Genomic DNA, 20034 nt, shown 5'->3' on the forward strand with positions numbered 1-20034 from the left:
GTCCATCACCCTCGCTGGCACGGACTTCGAGTCGGACCCGCTGCGCTTCGAGATCACCACCGGCCCCGCCCATGGCGGCATCAGCGGCTTCGATCCCCAGACGGGTACGCTGATCTACACGCCGACGGCCGGCTACTCCGGGCCCGATACCTTCGCCTTCACGGTATCCGACGGGCACCAGAGCGCTGCCGCACCGGCATCCGTGACCATCGAGGTGATCGCTGCCGATCCTCCCGATCCCGGCCCGGGCACCGATCCCGACCCCGGTCCGGGCACGGACCCAGGACCCGGTGCCGGCCCCGGAAATGTCCAGGCCGTTCCCGGCCTGGGCCAGGGTGGCATGCTGGCACTGTTGTGCGGCATGGCCTATCTGGCCAGCCGCAGGATGAGGAAAAGGCAGGCCTGAGCCCGCAGCGGGCGCAGGTCCCGCGCAAACGTCAGGCCGGCAGCCAGCGCAGCCAGCGCGGCCGCCAGGTCAGCGTGAAGGCAATGGCCAGGGCGGCGGCTGCCAGCGTCATGATCCAGACCAGGGAGGCCATGGAGGCATGGTCCACCGCCAGGCACAGGCCCAGCGAGGCGGCCAGGCCTGAGGCGCCCAGCCAGCGCAGCAGCCTGACCTTGCCATCGGGCTGGGGCATGTCGCCGTGCACCTGCTCCCAGTGCACGTCCTTGGCCAGCGCAAACCAGGCCATGCCCAGCAGCGACGCCGCAAAGGCGGCGGCCAGCAGCAGTGCGTCCATCAGCCCCTCAGACATGGGCCACCTCCGCAGCGCGCGAGGGCATGGCGGGCGCGGCGCGCGTCTTGAGCTTGCGCGCCACCACCACGGCCAGCACGGCGCTGGCCAGCATGAACAGGTCCACGCCGGCCACCGGCCAGTAGCCCTCGCCCAGGGTCTTGAACAGGTGGTCGCCCGTGGTCAGCCAGTTCAGCAGCACGGCCGTGACGGCCATGGCGGCCACGGCCCAGCACTGCTCGCGCCAGGCGGGGTTGGGCAGGCCCCGGGCCACGGGGGCGCTGCGCACAAAGGCATGCGCCATGGCCAGCAGCCAGGTGGCCCAGAAGAAATAGCGTTCCATGTCGCCCCGGCCCGGCCAGCCCTGGGGCATGGCCTCGGGCAGCAGGCGGTTGGCGATCAGCATGCCCAGCGTGGCCACCAGCATGCCGGTGACCGTGGTGACGGCCAGGGCATCGACCACGCGCGCGCCCTGCACGCCCTGTCTGGCGTGCTGCTTCTTGCGCTTTTCCACGAAGAAGACAAAGCCGGTGGCAATGCACACGCAGCCGGCCAGGCCGCCCAGCACGTACAGCCAGCGCAGCAGCCAGTGGCGGAAGTGCTGCAGGTGCAGGCCGGTGAGGAAGGTGTTGATGCTGTCCACGGCCGTGCGCGGAGGATCTTCGCGCAGCAGGGCGCCCGTGCTGGCCTTGAAGTGGATGCCCTCGCCCGTGAGCGCGATGCGGTCGGTGCCGGCGCGGTAGACGCTGACGTAGCCGTTGGCATCGCCCACATGGGTGACGGACAGGAAGCCCACGTCGCCGGCCATGCCCTTGGCGGCCCAGCGGCGCTGCGCCTCGGCCACCATGGCGTCCACCGAGGCCATGGGTGCGGCCACGCCGGCGCGGTCGTGCGGCAGGCCGGTTTCCTCGGCCTCCATCTTCTCGTGCAACTCGTGCAGGGGCTCCAGCTGGGTATGGGTGATGGGGAAGTAGATGCCCGCAAAGATCACCAGGCCCGTGAAGGCGAAGAAGAAGTGGAAGGGCAGCGCCACCACGCCGGTGAGGTTGTGCAGGTCCAGCACGCTGCGCTGCGTGGCCTTCTTCGGACGGAAGGTGAACAGCTCGCGGAAGATCTTGCGGTGCATGACCACGCCGCTGACCAGGGCCACCAGCATGATGAGCGCGGCAAAGCCCACGATCCAGTAGCCAAGGTTCATCCAGTTGAGCGTCAGGCTGTAGTGCAGCGGGTAGAAGAACTGGCTGCCGATCTTGAGGTGGTCGTCCGGCAGGGATTCGCCATTGCGCGGGTCGATGGTGCGCATGGCCCAGATCAGGGTCTCGGGCTTCTTGGCGTTGGGCACCTCGTAGCCGGCGAACAGGCCCAGCACGGGATCGCGGTGGGTGGTGTAGGCGCCCCAGCGCTGGGGCGTGTCGAAGCGCTCGGGCAGCGGGCCGTTGACCTCGCCGCGCATGGCATCGCGCGCCTGGGCGTTGGGCTGCATGGACTCGAAGACCGGCTTGAGGATCTGGTCGTACGAGGGCATGGGCGTGGGCTCGAAGCGCGCGGCCGGGATGGCCCAGCGGTCGATCTCGCGGTCGAACACCGACAGCGCGCCGAAGAAGAAGGCGGCCATGAGCACGAAGCCGAGCGCAAGCCCGAACCAGGTGTGCAGCCAGGCCATGGAGAGGCGGAAGTTCTGGAACATGGGGCGTTCTCCGGATTCAGGGCAGCAGCATCTGCTGGAGCAGCGATGCGCAACCGGTCATGACAATGCCGCCGCCGGCCAGCACGGCCCAGACGCGCGGGAGGCTCTGCGCCGCAAAGGCCCAGAGGAACACCGTCAGAAACACCAGGAAGCCGAGGATGTAGCCCAGATGCTCGGCATCGTGGAACTCCATTCCGGCGGCAAACATCAGCGCCACGCCCAGGGCGATGAAGCCCCAGGTGAAGGCATAGCCGCCGAAGACGGCAGCTGCAATGCGAACCAAAATAGTTTTCATTTACAAAGAAAAATACAGTCGTGGACCAAAGTGCTCGGGGCGCATTATCCCCGAGCGCCGTCAAAACCCGTGATCGGCCGTGGTGTCCCTATGCGGGCTGGCCTGCCGCCTGCGCCTTGGCCTGCGGTGCCGAAGGCTTGAGCGTGGGCGGCACGAACTGGAAGGTATCCGCGCGCGCGCCCGGCCAGTAGAGCTTGAACACGTTGTGCTGCTTGTCCAGCGGCCCCAGCAGAGCGCCGGGCTCCACGCGCAGGACCAGGTTGGCGAGCTGGCGCACCTCGGTGTCGGAGATGCGCCGCACGATGTGGTGGGCCGTGATGTCGCAGGGGTGCTCCAGGCCCGCCGCCTGCACCAGCTCCTGCAGCGCATGCAGGGTCTTGTCATGGAAGTTGGCCACGCGCGTGGCCTTGTCGGGCACGACCAGGGCCTTCTGGCGCACCGCGTCCTGCGTGGCCACGCCCGTGGGGCAGTGGCCGGTGTGGCAGTTCTGCGCCTGGATGCAGCCCAGGGCCATCATGAAGCCGCGCCCGGCGTTGCACCAGTCGGCGCCCAGCGCCATCATGCGCGCGATGTCGAAGGCCGTGATCACCTTGCCGGCCGCGCCGATCTTGATGCGGTGGCGCAGGCCCACGCCGATCAGCGTGTTGTGCACCAGCAGCAGGCCTTCCTGCAGCGGCACGCCCACGTGGTCGGTGAACTCCACGGGCGCCGCGCCCGTGCCGCCCTCGGCGCCATCGACCACGATGAAGTCCGGCGTGATGTCCGTCTCCTGCATGGCCTTGACGATGGCGAACCACTCCCAGGGATGGCCCACGCAGAACTTGAAGCCCGTGGGCTTGCCGCCCGACTTCTCGCGCAGGCGGGCGATGAAATGCATCATCTCCACCGGCGTCCTGAAGGCGCTGTGGCTGGAGGGGCTGATGCAGTCCACGCCCACGGGCACGCCGCGCGCGGCGGCGATCTCGGGGGTGACCTTGGCGCCCAGCAGCATGCCGCCGTGGCCGGGCTTGGCGCCCTGGCTGAGCTTGATCTCGATGAGCTTGACCTGCGGGTCGGTGGCATTGGCGATGAACTTCTCTTCGCTGAACGTGCCATCGTCGTTGCGGCAGCCGAAGTAGCCCGAGGCCACCTCCCAGATCAGGTCGCCGCCGTGCACGCGGTGGTGCTGGCTGATGGAGCCCTCGCCCGTGTCGTGCGCAAATCCGCCCATCTTCGCGCCCTTGTTCAGCGCCAGGATGGCATTGGCCGACAGCGCGCCGAAGCTCATGGCCGAGATGTTGAAGATGCTGGCGCTGTAGGGCTGGGTGCAGGGCGAGGCACCTTCATCGGCGCAGCCGATGGTGATGCGGAAATCATGCGAGGCCAGCTTGGTGGGCTGCATGGAATGGTTCACCCACTCATAGCCCTGGGCCGTGACATTGAGCTGCGTGCCCAGCGGGCGGCTGTCCGGGTCGCCCTTGGCGCGCTGGTAGACCAGGGAGCGCTGGGCGCGCGAGAACGGCAGCGCCTCATGGTCGGACTCGATGAAGTACTGCCGCATCTCGGGCCGGATGAACTCCAGCAGGAACCGCAGGTGGCCGATGATGGGGTAGTTGCGCAGCACCGAATGGCGCACCTGGGTCATGTCGCGCACGCCCAGCAGCGCCAGCGCGGCGCACACGCCGAAGCCCAGCCACCACCACAGCCCTCCCCACACCAGCGCCGCCACCAGCAGCCCCGCGCTGCCGACCAGGCTCAGGCAGAACGTGGTGTAGCGCAGCGGCACCCATGCGGGCAGGCGATGAACGGGAGATGCAGACGTTGACATGGCGTGGGTCCTCGGAACGAGTTGACGATCTTGTGCATGCCGCGCCTTCAAGGGCGCGCTGTGCACAAGGTTAACCCACGATCCGCGTCAGCCCTGGCGCGGCCGGGCGCCGGCGCCCGTTGCCTGCGCGGCCGCAGGCAGCACGAACCGGAAGCTCGCCCCCTGCCCCGGCGGGTCCACCAGCTCGATGCGGCAGCCGTGCAGCTCCAGCATGCGGTGGACGATGCGCAGGCCCAGGCCGCCGCCGCGGCGGGCGCCGCCCACGGTGAAGGGGCGCTCGAACAGGCCTTCGCGCAGATCGGCCGGGATGCCGGGGCCGGTATCGGCCACGGTGACTTCGACGGCGTTGCCCGCCGCCGCCAGCGCCACCAGGATGCTGCCGCCTTCGGGGGTGTGGCGCAGCGCGTTGTCCAGCAGGTTGCCCAGCACGCGCTCGATCATCCCCAGGTCGGCCTGGACGACGGGCAGGCGGGCTGGGAAGTCGGCCCGCAGCGCCACCTGTCGCGCCTCGGCACGCAGCTCGAATTTCTGGAACACGTCCTGCACCAGGTCGGGCATGGAAAACGGCTCCGGCTCGGGCTGGACAAAGCCGTATTCCAGGCGCGCCAGCTCGAACAGGCTTTGCGCCAGCTCGCCCACCTTCTGGCTCTGTGCCAGGGCAATGCCCAGGTAGCGGCGGCGTTCGGTGGTGTCGAGCACGGCGTCCTTGAGCAGCAGCGTTTCCAGGTAGCCGTGCAGGGACGACAGCGGCGTGCGCAGGTCGTGCGAGACGTTGGCGATGAGCTCGCGCCGCTCCTGGTCCTGGCGCGTGAGGGCGCGCCACTGCTCGCCGATGCGCGCCACCATGCGGCGGTAGGCCGCGTCCAGCACGGCGATCTCGTCGCGGCTGTCCTGCGCGGCACCGGGCTGGGGGGCCGGCAGGTCCGGGGGGGTGCCATGGATGTCGAAGCCGGCCACCTCTTCGGTGAGCCGGCGCAGCGGCCGCGTGATCAGCGCAAAGGCCACCAGGCCGGCCACCAGGCACAGCAGCGCCACCAGGCCGATGGACCACAGCGCCGTGCTGAGCACCGAGTTGGCCGAGCCCTGCGCCACCAGCTGGTCATGCGCCTCGCCCTGCAGCACCACGTAGATGAAGCCCACTTCCTTGCCGTTGACGCGCAGCGGCGCCGCGCTGAAGACCTTGCGGCCTTCGGTGCTGCGCGGGTCGTCGCCCAGGATGGGCAGCGTGCCGCCTTCCAGCAGCCGGTGCACGGGCGCCAGGTCCACGCGCTCGCGGCGCACGCGGCCGTCGGGGGCGGCATGGCCGGCAATGCGGCCATCGGCATCCAGCAGGTAGACCTCCACGCTGGGGTTGACCAGCATGAGCTGGTTGAAGAAGCTGCGCACGGCGCCGGGCATGAGGCCGTTGGCGTCGGTCAGCTGGGCATCGCGCGCAATGCTTTCTGCCACGTCGCGCGACAGGCCCTGCACCACTTCCAGCTCGTGCATGCGGCTGGCGCGCAGCTGCATCCAGGCAGAGGTGCCGCTGCACACCAGCAGCAGCACGGCAAAGACCAGGGACAGGCGCTGGGTCAGTGTCAGGCGCAGTTTCATGGTCATGCGCCCTCGCCCGCTTCGGCGAACTTGTAGCCGCGCCCCCAGACGGTGAGGATGCGCGCGGGCTGGGTCGGGTCGGCCTCGATCTTGGCGCGCAGGCGGTTGATGTGGGTGTTGACGGTGTGCTCGTAGCCTTCGTGCTGGTAGCCCCAGACGGCGTTGAGCAGGTCCATGCGCGAGAACACCTTGCCGGGCTGGCGCGCAAAGAAGTACAGCAGGTCGAACTCGCGCGGGGTCAGGTCCAGCCGGGCACCATGAAGCCGGGCATCGCGCGCCACGGGGTCCATGGCCAGGCCGTCAATGGACAGGCTGCCGGACTCCAGCCGCGCGTTCTGGGCCAGCGCCTCCACACGGCGCAGCAGCGCCTTGACGCGCGCCACCAGCTCCAGCACGGAAAACGGCTTGGCCAGGTAGTCGTCCGCGCCGATCTCCAGGCCCAGGATGCGCTGCACCTCGCTGGAGCGCGCGCTGATGATGATGATGGGCGTGTAGCGCGCCATGGCGCGGGCGCGGCGGCAGATCTCCAGGCCGTCCACGCCGGGCAGCATGATGTCCAGCACCAGCGCGTCCCAGCCGCCGCGCTCCAGTTGGCGCAGGCCGTCGTCGCCGCGCGCGCAGTGCATGACTTCCAGGCCTTCGTCGCGCAGGTGCAGCGTGAGCAGGTCGGCGATATGGGCGTCGTCCTCGACGAGAAGTACGCGGCGCGTGGCGGTCATCGGATGCGGTTTCCTGGAAGTGGCGGGAGTGGCTGCCATTGTGCGCAATACCGGGGCCGGGAGTTATCACGAATCTTTGAACTCTGCGTGAGGACTTCGGGAGGCCGGCGCCCTAACCTGACTGGCATCGCTTCGTTTTCAGACGCACGCAACCTTCAGGAGCACACCATGACCACCAGACGCCATCTTCTGTGGACTGCAGGCGCCGGCACCACCGCCGTGCTGGCGGCCAGCCTGTTCCCGCGCCGCGCGCCAGCGGCCGCCTCCAGCGAGGTCTTCGAGGTCAGCTACACGGATGCCGAGTGGCGCGCCCGCCTCACGCCCGAGCAGTACCGGATCCTGCGCAAGGAAGGCACGGAGCGTGCAGGCTCCAGCCCGCTGAACAAGGAGCACCGCGCGGGCACCTTTGCCTGCGCAGGCTGCGCGCTGCCCCTGTTCTCGTCCAAGACCAAGTTCGACAGCGGCACGGGCTGGCCCAGCTTCTGGCAGCCGCTGGACAAGGCCGTGGCCACGCGCCAGGACCGCACCTACGGCATGCTGCGCACCGAGGTGCATTGCCGCCGCTGCGGCGGCCACCTGGGCCATGTCTTCGACGACGGCCCCAGGCCCACGGGCCTGCGCTACTGCATGAACGGGCTGTCCCTGACGTTCACACCCCAGCCTGCCTGAACCCGGGAGCCAGACCACCCCACCATCACCGGAGAGACACCATGACCAACGATTCCCCCCTCGCCGCCGCACCCCGCCGCCGCGGCCTTCTCCAACTGCTGACCGGCAGCGCCGTGCTGCTGGGCGGCGCCCTGCTGTGGCAGGGCAGCGACCTGCAGGCGGCAGAGCAGGCCGTGCGCATTCCGCCACCCGCGCAGGACATGCCGGCCACGGGCCAGGGGCCGCAGAAAGCCATCTTTGCGGGCGGCTGCTTCTGGGGCGTGCAAGGCGTGTTCCAGCATGTCAAGGGCGTGCAGCGCGCCGTCTCGGGCTACAGCGGCGGCACGGCGGCCCAGGCCTCGTATTCGGCGGTGAGCAGCGGCCGCACCGGGCATGCGGAGTCGGTCGAGGTCACCTATGACCCGGCCCAGGTCAGCTACGGGCAGCTGCTGCAGATCTACTTTTCCGTGGCCCATGACCCGACCCAGCTCAACCGCCAGGGGCCGGACACGGGCACGCAGTACCGCTCGGCCATCTTCGCCACCGACGCCGCCCAGCTCAAGACCGCCCAGGCCTATGTGGCCCAGCTGGACGCGGCCAAGGTCTTCGGCAAGCCCATCGTGACCCGGCTGGAGGACAAGCCCAGCTTCTTCCCGGCCGAGAACTACCACCAGGACTTCATGACCGAGAACCCGCGCCACCCCTACATCGTCATCAACGACCTGCCCAAGGTGGAGCAGCTCAAGCAGCTGTTCCCGGGCAGCTACCGCGCCGAGCCGGTGCTGGTCAAGCAGGCCGCCCGGCAGATGTAGCGTCTGCGCAGCACGGGTGCGGTACGGATGCGGTATAGGTGCCTGCAGGCGTCGGCGGCGGCTGCCGTATGAGACATTTGCGGCATGCCTCCCAGTTCGCTTGATGCACCCGCTGCACCCCTCCCGCCCACCCGCGCCGAAGCCCTGCGCTACTGGCTGAAGCTCGGCTGCATCAGCTTTGGCGGGCCGGCCGGGCAGATCGCCATCATGCATGAGGACCTGGTGGAGCGGCGGCGCTGGATCTCTGAGGGGCGCTTCCTGCATGCGCTCAACTACTGCATGCTGCTGCCCGGCCCCGAGGCGCAGCAGCTGGCCACCTATATCGGCTGGCTGCTGCACCGCACATGGGGCGGCATCGTGGCCGGCGGCCTGTTCGTGCTGCCTTCGCTGCTGCTGCTCATCGCCCTGTCCTGGATCTATGTGGCCTTCGGCCATGTGCCGGCCATTGCCGGCATCTTCTATGGCATCAAGCCGGCCGTGACGGCGCTGGTGGTGCAGGCGGCCTGGCGCGTGGGCTCGCGCACCCTGCGCAACGGCTGGCTGTGGGGGATTGCCGCGGCGGCCTTCGTGGCCATCTTCGCGCTGAAGCTGCCGTTTCCGCTGATCGTGCTGGCGGCCGGCGCACTGGGCTACCTGGGGGGCAGGCTGGCGCCGCGCCACTTCTCCCCTGCGGGCGGGCACGGCCCGCGCGGCGGCAGCCACGGCCCGGCCGTCATCGACGATGACACGCCCACACCGGCCCATGCACGGTTCCGCTGGCGCTTTTTCAGCCAGGTGCTGGCGGCCAGCATGGGGCTGTGGGCGCTGGCGCTGGGCCTGCTGACCGCCGCCTTCGGCTGGCAGGGCGCGCTCACCCAGATGGGCTGGTTCTTCACCAAGGCGGCATTGCTGACCTTTGGCGGCGCCTATGCCGTGCTGCCCTACCTCTACCAGGGCGCGGTGGACCACTACCACTGGCTCACGGCCACGCAGATGATGGACGGGCTGGCCCTGGGCGAGACCACGCCGGGGCCGCTGATCATGGTGGTGTCCTTCGTGGGCTTCCTGGGCGGCTGGAGCACGCAGGTGTTCGGCCCCGATGCGCTGCTGCCTGCCGGCGCCGCCGCCGCCCTGGTCGTGACCTTTTTCACCTTTTTGCCGTCCTTTGCCTTCATCCTGCTGGGCGGCCCCTTCATCGAGTCCACCCATGGCAGGCTGGGCTTCACCGCGCCGCTGACGGGCATCACGGCCGCCGTGGTGGGCGTCATCGCCAACCTGGCCGTGTTCTTTGCCTGGCACGTGCTGTGGCCGCAGGGCTGGGCGGGTCCCTTCGACTGGCCGTCCGCACTGCTGGGCCTGGCTGCGGCGGCCGCGCTGCTGCGCTGGAAGGTGGGCGTGATCCCCGTGGTGGTCGGCGCGGGGCTGGCCGGCCTGGCGATCACGCTTGCGCGCCAGGTTGGATAGGAAAGGCTGCGGCATGGTATCGACCACGGATGGGCATTTCAGCTGGCTGCGCTGCCGCACCGCAGGCGTGGAGGCCGTGGCCGCAGACACGGCGAGGCACTTTGGGCGGCACGCCCACGAGCAGTACGGCATCGGCCTGATCGAGCGTGGCGCGCAGAAGTCCGCCAGCGGGCGAGGTCTGTACGAGGCCGGGGCTGGCGACCTCATCATGGTCAACCCCGGCGAGTTGCATGACGGCATGCCCCTGGGCGATGGCGGTCGCGCCTGGCGCATGCTCTACCTGGAGCCCTGGGTCGTGGCCGGGCTCATGGCGGACATGGATGGCGCAGGGCCGGCGGCCGGCTTCGAGTTCCGCCAGCCCGCCGTGCGCGACCCGCGCCTGGCCGCGTGTTTTCAGACCCTGTACCGCAGGATGACCGGCAGCGGCGAGCCAGCGGACGCCCTGGACCTGGACGAAGCCCTGCTGCAGCTGCTGGGCGGCATGCTGCAACGCCCTGCCCCTGCGCCCCGCGCACCGGCCCCCATCACACTGGCCCGCGCCCGGATGGACGACGATCCCGGCGCGCCCCTGACCCTGGGCGCCCTGGCCCACGAGGCGGGCCTGAGCCGCTACCAGTTCCTGCGTGCCTTTGCGCGCGCCACGGGCATGACGCCCCATGCCTATCTGCTGCAGCGGCGCCTGCACCAGGCGCGCGGGCTCATCGCCAGCGGCATGCCGCTGGCCGAGGCCGCAGCGCACAGCGGCTTTGCCGACCAGAGCCATATGACGCGCCTGTTCGTGCGCAGCTTCGGCATGGCGCCCGGCTTCTATGCCAGGGCAGCCAAGGCCTGCGCTGCGTGACGCGCTGCAATTTCCTTCAAGACCACGCAAACCGGCCTGGCGAGGATGGGGATCACATCCCCTCTCCAATCACAAGGCCCGATCTTGCCGTTCTCCTACGCACCCTCCATCCCCCGCGACTTTCCTGAACTGGCCACGCAGACCTTGCTGCTGCGCGGCCTGTCGCCCGACGTGCCCGCACACGCCGTGATCGCCCCCTTCATGGCACAGGCCAGGCAGAACCTGGCCTGCACCCCGGAAAGCGAGATGCCATCCATCCAGGCCTGGCGGCGCGGCTTTGCCAGGATGGGCCTCAAGCCCACGCAATACCGCTGCGCCGCCGAGGCCCTGCTGCGCCGCCTGCGCAAGGAGGGTGATCTTCCCGGCCTGCATCCGCTGGTGGACCTGTGCAATGCGGCCTCGGTGGCCTTTGCCATTCCCGTGGCCGTCTTCGACCTGGACCGCATCAGCGGCTGCCTGCAGGTGCGCCCCGCAACCGGCAGCGAGGTCTACGAGACCTTCTCGGACGAGATCGAATATCCCGAGCCCGGCGAAATCATCTTTGCCGACACGGCTGGCCGCGCCCACGCCCGGCGCTGGTGCAACCGCCAAAGCGGCCACTCGGCAGTGCGCGAATCCACCGTCAACGCGCTGATCGTGACCGAAGCGCTGCACGCCACCGGCAAGACGGATACGCAGCAGTTGGTGCAAGCGTTGCAGGCGGCGGCCGGTCGGCTGTGGCCCGAGGCCGTTTCACACCCAGGCAACCCCTTGCAGGCCGCCCAGGCCTGAGGCGACCGGGGCGGTTGGCGCCCCGGCACGAAGAGGGCTATCACGCTGCGCGGACTTCCCGCAAGCAAGACCGTACGCGTATCGCACCGCCCTGCACATCGACCCGCAGGCCCTTTCAAAACAAGCTTTTACGCTATCAAATTGATAACAATGCGTTGCATGCTACATACAAATGAAAAGAAAAAGAAATCATTCCCATTGTCATTCTAGAATCCGCACCCGCCATGACAGGCTGCGCTGCTGGCCCCAGGGCCGGCAGCAGCGCCGACGCACCCAGAGCACGCCCCACGGCACAGGTTTCCCAGCTCTCGACCATTGACCATGCTTACCCAAAGACTCTCGCGCACGGCAGTTGCGCATGCCGCCCTGCTTGCCCTGTGCGGCGCAGCCCACGCACAGGCCCAGCCTGACAAGGTCCCCGAGGCCACGCTCGCCCCGGTCACCGTGAACGCAGGCACCGAGAAGGAAAATCCCACCGGCCCCGTGGTGGGCTTCACCGCAAAGCGCGCCATTTCGGCCACCAAGACCGACACGCCGCTGATAGAGACGCCCCAGGCCATCAGCGTGGTCACGCGCGACCAGTTCGAGGCCCAGGGCGTGCAGACGCTGCGCCAGACCACCGCCTACAGCGCGGGCGTGGTATCCAACTACTTTGACAGCCGGGTGGACAGCTTCTCGGCACGCGGCGGCAGCGTGAGCCAGTACCAGGACGGGCTGCTGCGCACCTACGGCACCTACAACACCAGCCGCCCCGACCCCTACACGCTGGAGCGCGTGGAGTTCCTGCGCGGCCCCTCTTCCGTGCTCTACGGCCAGGGCAGCGTGGGCGGCGTGCTCAACCTCACCAGCAAGCGCCCGCAGGCCGAGGCGCTGCGCGAGGTGCAGGTGCAGGTGGGCAGCTACGGGCGCAAGCAGATCGCCGCCGACCTGACCGGCGCCGTCACCGAAGACGGCCAGTGGCTGTACCGCCTGGTGGCCGTGGGCCGGGAAAGCGGCACCCAGGTGGACCATGTGAACGACGACCGCCTGGTGATCGCGCCCAGCCTGACGTGGAGGCCCAGCGCCGATACCTCGCTGACGCTGCAGGCGCTCTACCAGAAGGACAAGAGCGGCTCGCTGATCGGCTTCTTCCCCTGGCAGGGCACTCGCCTGCCCAGCCCCTACGGCCAGATTCCCACCAGCACCTTCATCGGCGAGCCCGGCTGGGACTCTTTCGACACAGAGAACAAATCCTGGAGCTACCTGTTCAGCCACCGCCTGAACGCGGACTGGACCGTGCGCCAGAACCTGCGCCGCACCATCAGCGACGTGGACTACCGCTCCATCTACACCAGCTTCACCGCCATCCCCGGCCAGGGCCGCCCTGCGCGCCCGGTCTTCAACCCCGACAACCGCAGCGTCTACCGCGATGCCTCCTGGCAGGTCAACGGCGGGCGCATGCTGGTGATCGACACGCAGCTCGAAGGCCGGCTGCGCTGGGGCACCGCAGAGCACACCGTGCTGGCCGGCATGGATGCGCAGCGCAACAGCACCAGCCAGTCCACCTGGCGCGGAGTGACCGCGCCGTTTGACGTCTACAACCCCGTCTACGGCAATTTCACGCCGCCCACGGCCTCGCAGTTGGTGCGCCAGCCGGGCGTGTCGCAAAAGCAATTGGGCTTCTACGCCCAGGACCAGATCAAGTGGGGCCGCTGGACCGCCACCCTGGGCCTGCGCCACGACAGCGCGCAGACGGACACCGAAGGCCGTCCCGCCTCCGCCGTGGACGAGAAGGCCTGGACCAAGCGCGCAGGCGCCACCTACCAGATGGACGGTGGCTGGGCGCCCTACCTGGGCTACTCCGAGTCCTTCCAGCCGCTGGGCGGCGTGAACGTCTACGGCACGCCCTACAAGGCGCAGCGCGGCGAGCAATGGGAAGCCGGCGTGAAATGGCAGCCGCCGGGACAGGGCCTCTCGGCCTTTGCCGCGGTCTATACGCTGCGCGAGAAGAACCGCAAGACCACCGACCCGGCCAACCCGCTCAACAGCCTGCAGATCGGCGAGGTCAAGGTCAACGGCTTCGAGGCCGAGCTGACCGCCAGCTTGGCCCGCCACTGGGACGCCACGCTCGCCTATGCGTACACCGACGCCATCATCTCGCGCAGCAACGGCGGCGACCAGGGCCAGCGCGTGACCAGCGTGCCGCGCCACACGGCATCGGCCTGGCTGACCCACCGCTTTGCCAGCGAAGGGCGCGGCGGCTGGAGCCTGGGCGCTGGCGTGCGCTACACAGGTTCGCAGTGGACGGGCACCAGCCTGGTGGACACGCCTTCGGCCACCCTGCTGGACGCCATGGTGTCCTATGACGCCGGCCCCTGGCGCCTGGCCTTCAACGTGGTCAACCTGACCGACAAGGTGCAGATCACGCAGTGCCTGGCACGCGGCGACTGCTTCTACGGCCAGCGGCGCACCTTTGCGGTGACGGGAACGCACCGCTTCTGAGGACCGCCGCCGTGCGCCTTTTACAGCGCAGGCAGCTCAGGCAGGCAGCTGCCTGAAGCTCCTTCGGTCCGCCGTGCTGCCAAACGATGCGCAGCCCGACAGCACGGCGGGCGAAGGCGCGGTGGTCGACAGCGCCTCGCTGCACAGACGGGGCAGCTGGCTGTGCTCATCTTCCAGGGCCTGTGTCTGGATCATGGGGGCCATGGCCACCACGTTGCCGAAGATGGTGGCAAAGGCCACGTCGGCCGCGTCCCGGCCCGTGCCAAAGCGCATGAAGCCCATGGGAATGGCCGTGCCCGATGCATCGAACAGGTACCACCTGTCGCCCAGGTAGGCTTCCACGTAGGCATGGAAATCGGGCGGGCCCAGTGCAGGATCGGCGCCGTAGTCCGTGCCGGTGGCGATGCGGGCGGGAATGTTCAGCGCACGGCACAGGGCGATCATCAAGTGCGTGAAATCGCGGCACACGCCCACCTGCTCCACCAGGGTATCGACGGCCGAGGTGGACGAGTTGCTGGTGGCCGAAGCGAAGGTCACCAGCTCCTGCACCCACTGCTGTATGGCCAGCACGCGCGAATAGCCGGGCGCCAGGTGGCCGAAATTGCGGAAGGCCAGCTGCATCAGCCGGTCGGACTGGCAGTAGCGGCTGGGGTAGATGTAGGGCAGGATTTCCAACGGAATGCAGCGCACCGGAACCTCGCCCAGCGCCGCCGGATCCTCGCGGTGGTGCGCGATGCAGACGGTGGCCGTGTAGGTCAGGTGCAGGGGGCCGGGGTTGGCATGCAGGCGCATGAAGCGCGTGGAGGTGGCGGGCTCGGTGGCAATGTCGGGCTCCACCGGCTGGCTGAGCACCAGCCGCTCGTTCTCCACCGTCTGGTGCGAGGTGTGGGCCGCATGGATGTTGAACACGAAGTCGGCCCCGGCCGGATCGCGGATGTCATAGGCAAGATCCACCTGGATCTGCAGCCGGATCGCTGCGTTGGCCATTGTTTGTCCCTGGTTGGTGTGTCTGATCGGAACCATGGTGCGGGCAGCCACGCCCGCAGGCCGTAGGCCCCTGCTGAAAAGCCTGTAGTGCTTGGCAGGGACAGCGCGTGCGCCCGCCCGGCGGCCCGCAGGGGATGCAAACTCGGCTAACATCGGCGCCGCCCCGCATGGCGCAATGCCTGTGGCGGGGGCATCCACCAGCCAGGAACAGCCAAGGAGACCGCTAGATGGCGGAGATCATCGAGATATCGCGGGCGGCGCTGCACGAGCAGGTGGCGGACCGTTTGCGGTCCATGCTCATCGAGGGGCGCATCGCCCCGGGCGCCAAGCTCAACGAGCGCGAGCTGTGCGAGCAGCTCGGCGTCTCGCGCACGCCGCTGCGCGAGGCCATCAAGCTGCTGGCCGCCGAAGGCCTGGCCGACCTGCTGCCCAACCGCGGCGCCATTGCCGTCAAGCTGAGCGAGGCCGATGTCATGCACGCCTTCGAGGTGCTGGCCGGCATCGAGGGCCTGTCGGGCGAACTGGCCGCCCAGCGCATCACCGACCAGGAATTCGCCGAGATCCGCGCCCTGCACTACGAGATGATGGCCAGCGTGGCGCGCGCCGACGTGTCTGCCTACTACCGGCTCAACGCCGCCATCCACGCGGCGCTGAACAGCGCCGCCAAGAACCCCGTGCTGACGGAGACCTTCCAGCGCATCAACAACCGCGTACAGTCGCTGCGCTTTCGCACCAACCTGGACACGGCCAAGTGGAAGCAGGCCGTCAAGGAGCACGAGGCCATGATCGAGGCCCTGGGCGCACGCGACGCCACGGCCCTGCGCGAGCTGCTGGTCACCCACCTGCACCACAAGCGCGATGCCGTGCTGGCCATGCTGCGCGCCGAGGCCCTGCAGCCGCGCAAGGCGCGCTGAAGCCCAGGGCCCCTACCGCTGCGGCGCGGCCCCCAGCGCCGCAACGCCGGCCCGCGCCACCTCCGCATCCTCGGCCGGCTTCACCCCGCTGACGCCCACGGCGCCCAGGCAGTGGCCCTCCCTGGCGATGGGCACGCCGCCTTCCAGCAGGCCCTGCAGCGCGGGCACGCTCAGGTAGGCGGTGCGGCCGCCATTGATCATTTCCTCATAGAGCCGGCTTTCCTTGCGGCCCAGTGCTGCGGCGTGGGCCTTGGCCGGCGCGATGTGGGCCGAGGCCGGTGCCGCGCCGTCCAGGCGCTGCAGCCACAGCAGGTGGCCGCCGTCATCGGCGATGGCGATGCTGACGGCCCAGCCGCGCGCCGTGGCATGCGCCTCGGCGGCCTGGGCGATGGCCTTGATGTCCTGGAGGTCCAGGCAGGGCTTGTGCTTCATGAGAGTGCCTTGTCTTGTGCGGTAGGGAGGATGGCAGTCAGCGGGCGTCCAGCAGGCTTTCCAGCAGCCGCGCCACATGCACGGCTTCGCGCGCCGCGCCGTCGGCGATCTGGTGGCGGCAGCTGGTGCCGTCGGCCACGACGATGGCCTCGGGGCGCTGGCGTATGGCCGGCAGCAGGGCCGCCTCGGCCATGTCCATGGAGACCTGATGGTGGCTGGCCTCGTAGCCGAAGCTGCCGGCCATGCCGCAGCAGGAGCTTTCGATGAGCTCGGGCTGGGCGCCGGGAATCAGCCGCAGCACGTCGAGGATGGGGCTGACGGCGCCAAAGGCCTTCTGGTGGCAATGGCCGTGCACGAGGATGGGCGCCTCGGCGGCGCGCAGCGGCAGCGCGAAGCGGCCGGCCTTGACTTCACGGGCAATGAATTCCTCGAACAGCAGGGCCTGGGCGGCAACGGCCTGCGCAGGCTCGCCCAGGCCCATGACCAGGGCTTCGTCGCGCAGGGTCAGCAGGCAGGAGGGCTCCAGGCCGACGATGGGGATGCCGGCCCGGGCCAGGGGCGCCAGGGCGTTGATCAGCGCACCGGCGCTGGCCTTGGCCTGCTCGACCATGCCGGTGGCCAGGTAGGTGCGGCCGCAGCAGTGGTGGCCGCCGCCCTCTTTGGCGGACTTGCTGGCGGTGTGCAGCGCATAGCCGGCCGCCTGCAGCACGCGGGCGGCGGCCAGGGCGTTTTCGCTCTCGAAGGTGCCGTTGAAGGTGTCCACGAAGAGCACGGCCACGCGCTCGCCGGCCGCCGCGCGGGCCAGTGCCTGGTCGCGGTCAAGAAAGGTATGTGCTTCGGGCGCGCGCCAGAAGGTGTCGCTGCGCCAGGCCGGCAGCGAGCGCCTGGCGGACAGGCCCAGCAGTTTTTCGCCCAGTTGGCGCAGCACGGGCAGGCGGTTGCGCAGGTTCAGCAGCCAGGGCATGCGGCTGGCCGTGGCCGCGTAGCGCGGCAGATGGGCGACCAGCCGGTCCTTGAGCGTGTGGCCATGGCGGGCCTTGTAGTGGGCCAGGAATTCCACCTTCATGCGGGCCATGTCCACGCCCGTGGGGCAGTCACGCCTGCAACCCTTGCAGCCCACGCACAGGTCCATGGTGTCGTGCATGGCCTCGCTGGTGAAGGCGTCCGGCCCCAGCTGGCCCGAGATGGCCAGGCGCAGGGTGTTGGCTCGGCCGCGCGTCAGGTGCTGCTCGTCGCGCGTGACGCGGTAGCTGGGGCACATGGTGCCGGCGTCGAACTTGCGGCAGTGGCCGTTGTTGTTGCACATCTCCACGGCCTTGGCAAAGCCGCCGGTGACGTCGCCGCCCGTGCCGGGCGCCGTGGTGACTTCGGTGACCGGGTCGGCCTGCACGTTCCAGGCGGACCAGTCGAGCACGGGCGTGATGGGAATGCGCCGGTAGGGCCGGGGCGCATCGGCGGGCGCGAAGCGGAACAGCCGGCCATCGTCCATCTTCGGCGTATCGATGATCTTGCCGGGGTTGAAGAGGCTGTCCGGGTCGAAGTGCTGCTTGATGGCGCGCAGGGCCTCGGTGATGGCGGGCCCGAACTGCCAGGCAATCCACTCGCCGCGGCACAGCCCGTCGCCGTGCTCGCCGCTGAAGGCGCCCTTGTATTTGCGCACCAGTTCGGCCGCTTCCTCGGCAATGGCGCGCATGCGCGCCGCGCCGTCGGTGCGCATGTCCAGGATGGGCCGCACATGCAGCGTGCCCACGGAGGCATGGGCGTACCAGGTGCCCCGGCTGCCGTGGCGCGCGAACACTTCGGTGAGCGCGTCGGTGTACTCGGCCAGGTGCTGCAGCGGCACGGCGCAGTCCTCGATGAAGCTCACGGGCTTGCCGTCGCCCTTGAGGCTCATCATGATGTTCAGCCCCGCCTTGCGCACTTCCCAGAGGTTTTTCTGGGCCGCTTCCTCGGGCATTTCCACCACGCTGCCGGGCAGGCCCAGCTCGCCCATGAGTTCCACCAGCTGGCGCAGCCGCGCCAGCAGCGCGGCGCGGTCGTCGCCGGCGAATTCCACCAGCAAGATGGCGGCCGGGCGGCCGATGAGCGCGGTCTCTATGGTGGGCCTGAAGGCCGGGTTGGCCAGGCCCAGCTCGATCATGGTGCGGTCCACCAGCTCCACGGCCGTGGGGCCCAGCTTCACGATGTGCTGGGCCGAGTCCATGGCCGCGTGGAAGGTGGGGAAATTGACCACGCCCAGCACCTTGGCGCGCGGCAGCGCGCTGAGCTGCAGGGTGAGCGAGCGCGTGTAGGCCAGCGTGCCCTCGGCGCCTATCAGCAGATGGGCCAGGTTGACGCTGCCGTCGGCCGTGTAGGGCCGCTCGCTCTGGTTGTCGAAGATGTCGAGGTTGTAGCCGGCCACGCGGCGCATGACCTTGGGCCAGTGCGCGTGAATGTCCTCGCGGTGCTGTTGCGCCAGCCCGTGCACGAATTGCGCAATGCGCGCCGCGCGGCCCGTGGCCTGGGCGACGGGGCCGAAGTCCAGCAGCTCGCCATCGGCCATCCAGGCGCGGGCGCCGCGCACGTTGTGCACCATGTTGCCGTAGGCAATGGAGCGCGAGCCGCAGGAGTTGTTGCCCGCCATGCCGCCCAGCGTGGCCTGGGCGCTGGTCGATACGTCTACCGGATACCACAGGCCGAGCTTCTTGAGCCGGGCGTTGAGGTGGTCCAGCACCAGGCCGGGCTCGACCTCGGCCGTGCCTGCATCAGGGTCCACCGAGAGGATGTTGCGCAAATGCTTGCTGTTGTCGATGACCAGGGCCGCGCCCGTGGTCTGCCCGCACTGGCTGGTGCCGCCGCCGCGCGGCAGCACGGGCACCTTCAGCTCGCGGGCGATCTGCAGGGCCGTGGCGATGTCTTCTTCGCAGGTGGGCACGAAGACGCCCACCGGCATGATCTGGTAGATGGAGGCATCGGTGGCATAGCGCCCGCGCGAGGCGGCGTCGAACAGGACCTGGCCGCGCGTGTCCGAGCGCAGGCGGCGCGCCAGCATCTGGCTGACATCGTTAGGCGGCAGCACGGTGCCGGGGGCGGGCACGGTGTCGTCGGGGGAAGCGGCAAGGCGGTGCGTGGATTCCATCAGCATGGCAGCTCTCATTCGTTCATGGTTCGTGGGTAGATCTGGCCTGCCTTGAGCAGGGCGATGACGGTGTCGCGCTTGTGCTTCAGGTGGGCCACCAGCACCTGGCGCAGCGCGGCGGCATCGCGCGCCTGCAGCGCCTCCAGCATGCGTTCGTGCTCCTGGACGGCGCGCTTCCACTTGGCCGCGTCCTGGTTGGTGCGAAAGCGCAGCGACTGCACGCGGGCGTTGATGCGGCCATAGGTCTCGGCCAGCACGGGGTTGGCGGCGGCGCGGTTGATGGCCGAGTGGATCAGCGCATTGAGCCGGTAGTAGCCGGACAGGTCCTGGCGCGCATGGCTGGCCAGCATCTCGAAGTGCAGGGCCCGCACCTCGGCCAGTTGCTGCTCGCTGATGCGCTGCGCGGCCAGCTCGCCCGACATGCCCTCCAGCCCCGCCAGCACCTCGAAGGTCTGCAGCACATCGGCCTCGCCCAGGCGCACGGCCACGGCGCCGCGGTTGGGCACCAGGTCCACCAGCCCTTCGGAGGCCAGCAGCTTGATGGCCTCGCGCAGCGGCGTGCGCGAGACGCGCAGCTGCTCGCACAGCGCGCGCTCGTTGAGTTTGGCGCCGGGCGGTATGCGCCCCTCCACCAGCCAGGTGCGCAGCCGCGCCGCCACCTGGTCATGCAGGGCAAGCCGCGAAATCTCGATGATCTCCGCCATGGATTCTCCTGGTTTAATGAATTTTGCATTCATTTTTACGCAAGCATT

At 69.2% G+C, this 20034-nt stretch carries 18 protein-coding genes; 8 read left to right on the forward strand and 10 right to left on the reverse strand.

Annotated elements, in window-relative coordinates:
* On the forward strand, positions 1-406 hold a 406-nt coding region (locus PO605_RS07275), incomplete at its 5' end, for an Ig-like domain-containing protein (protein ID WP_272206207.1).
* Positions 407-437: 31 nt separating this feature from the next.
* On the opposite strand, the gene PO605_RS07280 is transcribed toward PO605_RS07275, so the two are convergent.
* The 6 genes from PO605_RS07280 to PO605_RS07305 all read right to left on the reverse strand — a co-directional run bounded on the left by PO605_RS07280 (position 438) and on the right by PO605_RS07305 (position 6835).
* Positions 438-755 carry a DUF3325 domain-containing protein gene (locus PO605_RS07280; protein WP_046984647.1) on the reverse strand — a complete coding sequence of 106 codons (318 nt, stop codon included), beginning with the start codon at positions 753-755 and terminating at the stop codon, positions 438-440.
* Positions 748-2421 carry a PepSY-associated TM helix domain-containing protein gene (locus PO605_RS07285; RefSeq protein WP_047470436.1) on the reverse strand — a complete coding sequence of 558 codons (1674 nt, stop codon included), beginning with the start codon at positions 2419-2421 and terminating at the stop codon, positions 748-750. Before PO605_RS07285 ends, PO605_RS07280 begins: the two co-directional genes overlap by 8 nt.
* A 16-nt stretch (positions 2422-2437) precedes the next feature.
* Complete coding sequence (locus tag PO605_RS07290; RefSeq protein WP_016448165.1) at positions 2438-2716, reverse strand: hypothetical protein; 279 nt, start codon at positions 2714-2716, stop codon at positions 2438-2440.
* Between the two features lie 88 nt (positions 2717-2804).
* On the reverse strand, positions 2805-4523 hold the full coding sequence (locus PO605_RS07295) for an FMN-binding glutamate synthase family protein (RefSeq protein WP_047470434.1): 1719 nt from the start codon (positions 4521-4523) through the stop codon (positions 2805-2807).
* Between the two features lie 87 nt (positions 4524-4610).
* Positions 4611-6116 (reverse strand): sensor histidine kinase, encoded by a 1506-nt coding sequence (locus PO605_RS07300; protein WP_074923442.1) that lies wholly within the window; start codon positions 6114-6116, stop codon positions 4611-4613.
* 2 nt (positions 6117-6118) lie between these two features.
* Positions 6119-6835: a response regulator transcription factor gene (locus PO605_RS07305; RefSeq protein ID WP_047327256.1), complete on the reverse strand. Its 717-nt coding sequence runs from the start codon at positions 6833-6835 to the stop codon at positions 6119-6121.
* A gap of 168 nt (positions 6836-7003) precedes the next feature.
* On the opposite strand from PO605_RS07305, the gene msrB reads away from it, so the two are divergent.
* From msrB to PO605_RS07335, 6 genes are all read left to right on the forward strand, one after another.
* Complete coding sequence (gene msrB / locus PO605_RS07310; RefSeq protein WP_016448169.1) at positions 7004-7504, forward strand: peptide-methionine (R)-S-oxide reductase MsrB; 501 nt, start codon at positions 7004-7006, stop codon at positions 7502-7504.
* 41 nt (positions 7505-7545) lie between these two features.
* Entirely contained in the window at positions 7546-8295 is a 750-nt protein-coding gene (gene msrA, locus PO605_RS07315; protein ID WP_047470383.1) for a peptide-methionine (S)-S-oxide reductase MsrA, read from the forward strand.
* A gap of 84 nt (positions 8296-8379) precedes the next feature.
* Positions 8380-9738, forward strand: coding sequence for a chromate efflux transporter (gene chrA / locus PO605_RS07320; protein WP_272206208.1), 1359 nt, complete (start codon positions 8380-8382; stop codon positions 9736-9738).
* 13 nt (positions 9739-9751) lie between these two features.
* Positions 9752-10579, forward strand: coding sequence for an AraC family transcriptional regulator (locus PO605_RS07325; protein WP_047473424.1), 828 nt, complete (start codon positions 9752-9754; stop codon positions 10577-10579).
* A gap of 84 nt (positions 10580-10663) precedes the next feature.
* The gene (locus PO605_RS07330) at positions 10664-11350 is read left to right on the forward strand and encodes a B3/B4 domain-containing protein (protein ID WP_272206209.1); all 687 of its coding nucleotides are present in this window, start codon (positions 10664-10666) and stop codon (positions 11348-11350) included.
* A 321-nt stretch (positions 11351-11671) separates the two neighbouring features.
* Positions 11672-13831, forward strand: a complete 2160-nt coding sequence (locus PO605_RS07335) for a TonB-dependent siderophore receptor (protein WP_272206210.1) — start codon at positions 11672-11674, stop codon at positions 13829-13831.
* A 36-nt stretch (positions 13832-13867) separates the two neighbouring features.
* Here the strand turns inward: PO605_RS07335 and PO605_RS07340 are convergent, their stop codons facing one another.
* Positions 13868-14818, reverse strand: coding sequence for a transglutaminase-like domain-containing protein (locus tag PO605_RS07340; protein ID WP_272206211.1), 951 nt, complete (start codon positions 14816-14818; stop codon positions 13868-13870).
* 227 nt (positions 14819-15045) lie between these two features.
* On the opposite strand from PO605_RS07340, the gene PO605_RS07345 reads away from it, so the two are divergent.
* Complete coding sequence (locus tag PO605_RS07345; RefSeq protein WP_012204906.1) at positions 15046-15732, forward strand: GntR family transcriptional regulator; 687 nt, start codon at positions 15046-15048, stop codon at positions 15730-15732.
* A gap of 12 nt (positions 15733-15744) precedes the next feature.
* Here PO605_RS07345 and PO605_RS07350 read toward each other — a convergent pair whose 3' ends face one another.
* The 3 genes from PO605_RS07350 to PO605_RS07360 are packed head-to-tail and all read right to left on the reverse strand — an operon-like array spanning position 15745 to position 19986.
* Positions 15745-16164 (reverse strand): heme-binding protein, encoded by a 420-nt coding sequence (locus PO605_RS07350; RefSeq protein WP_272206212.1) that lies wholly within the window; start codon positions 16162-16164, stop codon positions 15745-15747.
* A 37-nt stretch (positions 16165-16201) separates the two neighbouring features.
* Entirely contained in the window at positions 16202-19288 is a 3087-nt protein-coding gene (locus tag PO605_RS07355) for an FAD-binding and (Fe-S)-binding domain-containing protein (protein WP_047474701.1), read from the reverse strand.
* Positions 19289-19296: 8 nt separating this feature from the next.
* On the reverse strand, positions 19297-19986 hold the full coding sequence (locus PO605_RS07360; RefSeq protein ID WP_047474698.1) for a GntR family transcriptional regulator: 690 nt from the start codon (positions 19984-19986) through the stop codon (positions 19297-19299).
* Positions 19987-20034 lie beyond the last annotated feature (48 nt).

It is taken from the genome of Delftia sp. DT-2, from assembly GCF_028401915.1.
Lineage (GTDB): Bacteria > Pseudomonadota > Gammaproteobacteria > Burkholderiales > Burkholderiaceae_C > Comamonas > Comamonas tsuruhatensis.

Excerpts from the sequence above, each read along its gene's own strand:
- PO605_RS07280 (WP_046984647.1), bottom strand. The coding sequence starts at position 755 with ATGTCTGAGGGGCTGATGGACGCACTGCTGCTGGCCGCCGCCTTTGCG.
- PO605_RS07285 (WP_047470436.1), bottom strand. The coding sequence starts at position 2,421 with ATGTTCCAGAACTTCCGCCTCTCCATGGCCTGGCTGCACACCTGGTTC.
- PO605_RS07290 (WP_016448165.1), bottom strand. The coding sequence starts at position 2,716 with ATGAAAACTATTTTGGTTCGCATTGCAGCTGCCGTCTTCGGCGGCTAT.
- PO605_RS07295 (WP_047470434.1), bottom strand. The coding sequence starts at position 4,523 with ATGTCAACGTCTGCATCTCCCGTTCATCGCCTGCCCGCATGGGTGCCG.
- PO605_RS07300 (WP_074923442.1), bottom strand. The coding sequence starts at position 6,116 with ATGAAACTGCGCCTGACACTGACCCAGCGCCTGTCCCTGGTCTTTGCC.
- PO605_RS07305 (WP_047327256.1), bottom strand. The coding sequence starts at position 6,835 with ATGACCGCCACGCGCCGCGTACTTCTCGTCGAGGACGACGCCCATATC.
- msrB (WP_016448169.1), top strand. The coding sequence starts at position 7,004 with ATGACCACCAGACGCCATCTTCTGTGGACTGCAGGCGCCGGCACCACC.
- msrA (WP_047470383.1), top strand. The coding sequence starts at position 7,546 with ATGACCAACGATTCCCCCCTCGCCGCCGCACCCCGCCGCCGCGGCCTT.
- chrA (WP_272206208.1), top strand. The coding sequence starts at position 8,380 with ATGCCTCCCAGTTCGCTTGATGCACCCGCTGCACCCCTCCCGCCCACC.
- PO605_RS07325 (WP_047473424.1), top strand. The coding sequence starts at position 9,752 with ATGGTATCGACCACGGATGGGCATTTCAGCTGGCTGCGCTGCCGCACC.
- PO605_RS07335 (WP_272206210.1), top strand. The coding sequence starts at position 11,672 with ATGCTTACCCAAAGACTCTCGCGCACGGCAGTTGCGCATGCCGCCCTG.
- PO605_RS07340 (WP_272206211.1), bottom strand. The coding sequence starts at position 14,818 with ATGGCCAACGCAGCGATCCGGCTGCAGATCCAGGTGGATCTTGCCTAT.
- PO605_RS07345 (WP_012204906.1), top strand. The coding sequence starts at position 15,046 with ATGGCGGAGATCATCGAGATATCGCGGGCGGCGCTGCACGAGCAGGTG.
- PO605_RS07350 (WP_272206212.1), bottom strand. The coding sequence starts at position 16,164 with ATGAAGCACAAGCCCTGCCTGGACCTCCAGGACATCAAGGCCATCGCC.
- PO605_RS07355 (WP_047474701.1), bottom strand. The coding sequence starts at position 19,288 with ATGCTGATGGAATCCACGCACCGCCTTGCCGCTTCCCCCGACGACACC.
- PO605_RS07360 (WP_047474698.1), bottom strand. The coding sequence starts at position 19,986 with ATGGCGGAGATCATCGAGATTTCGCGGCTTGCCCTGCATGACCAGGTG.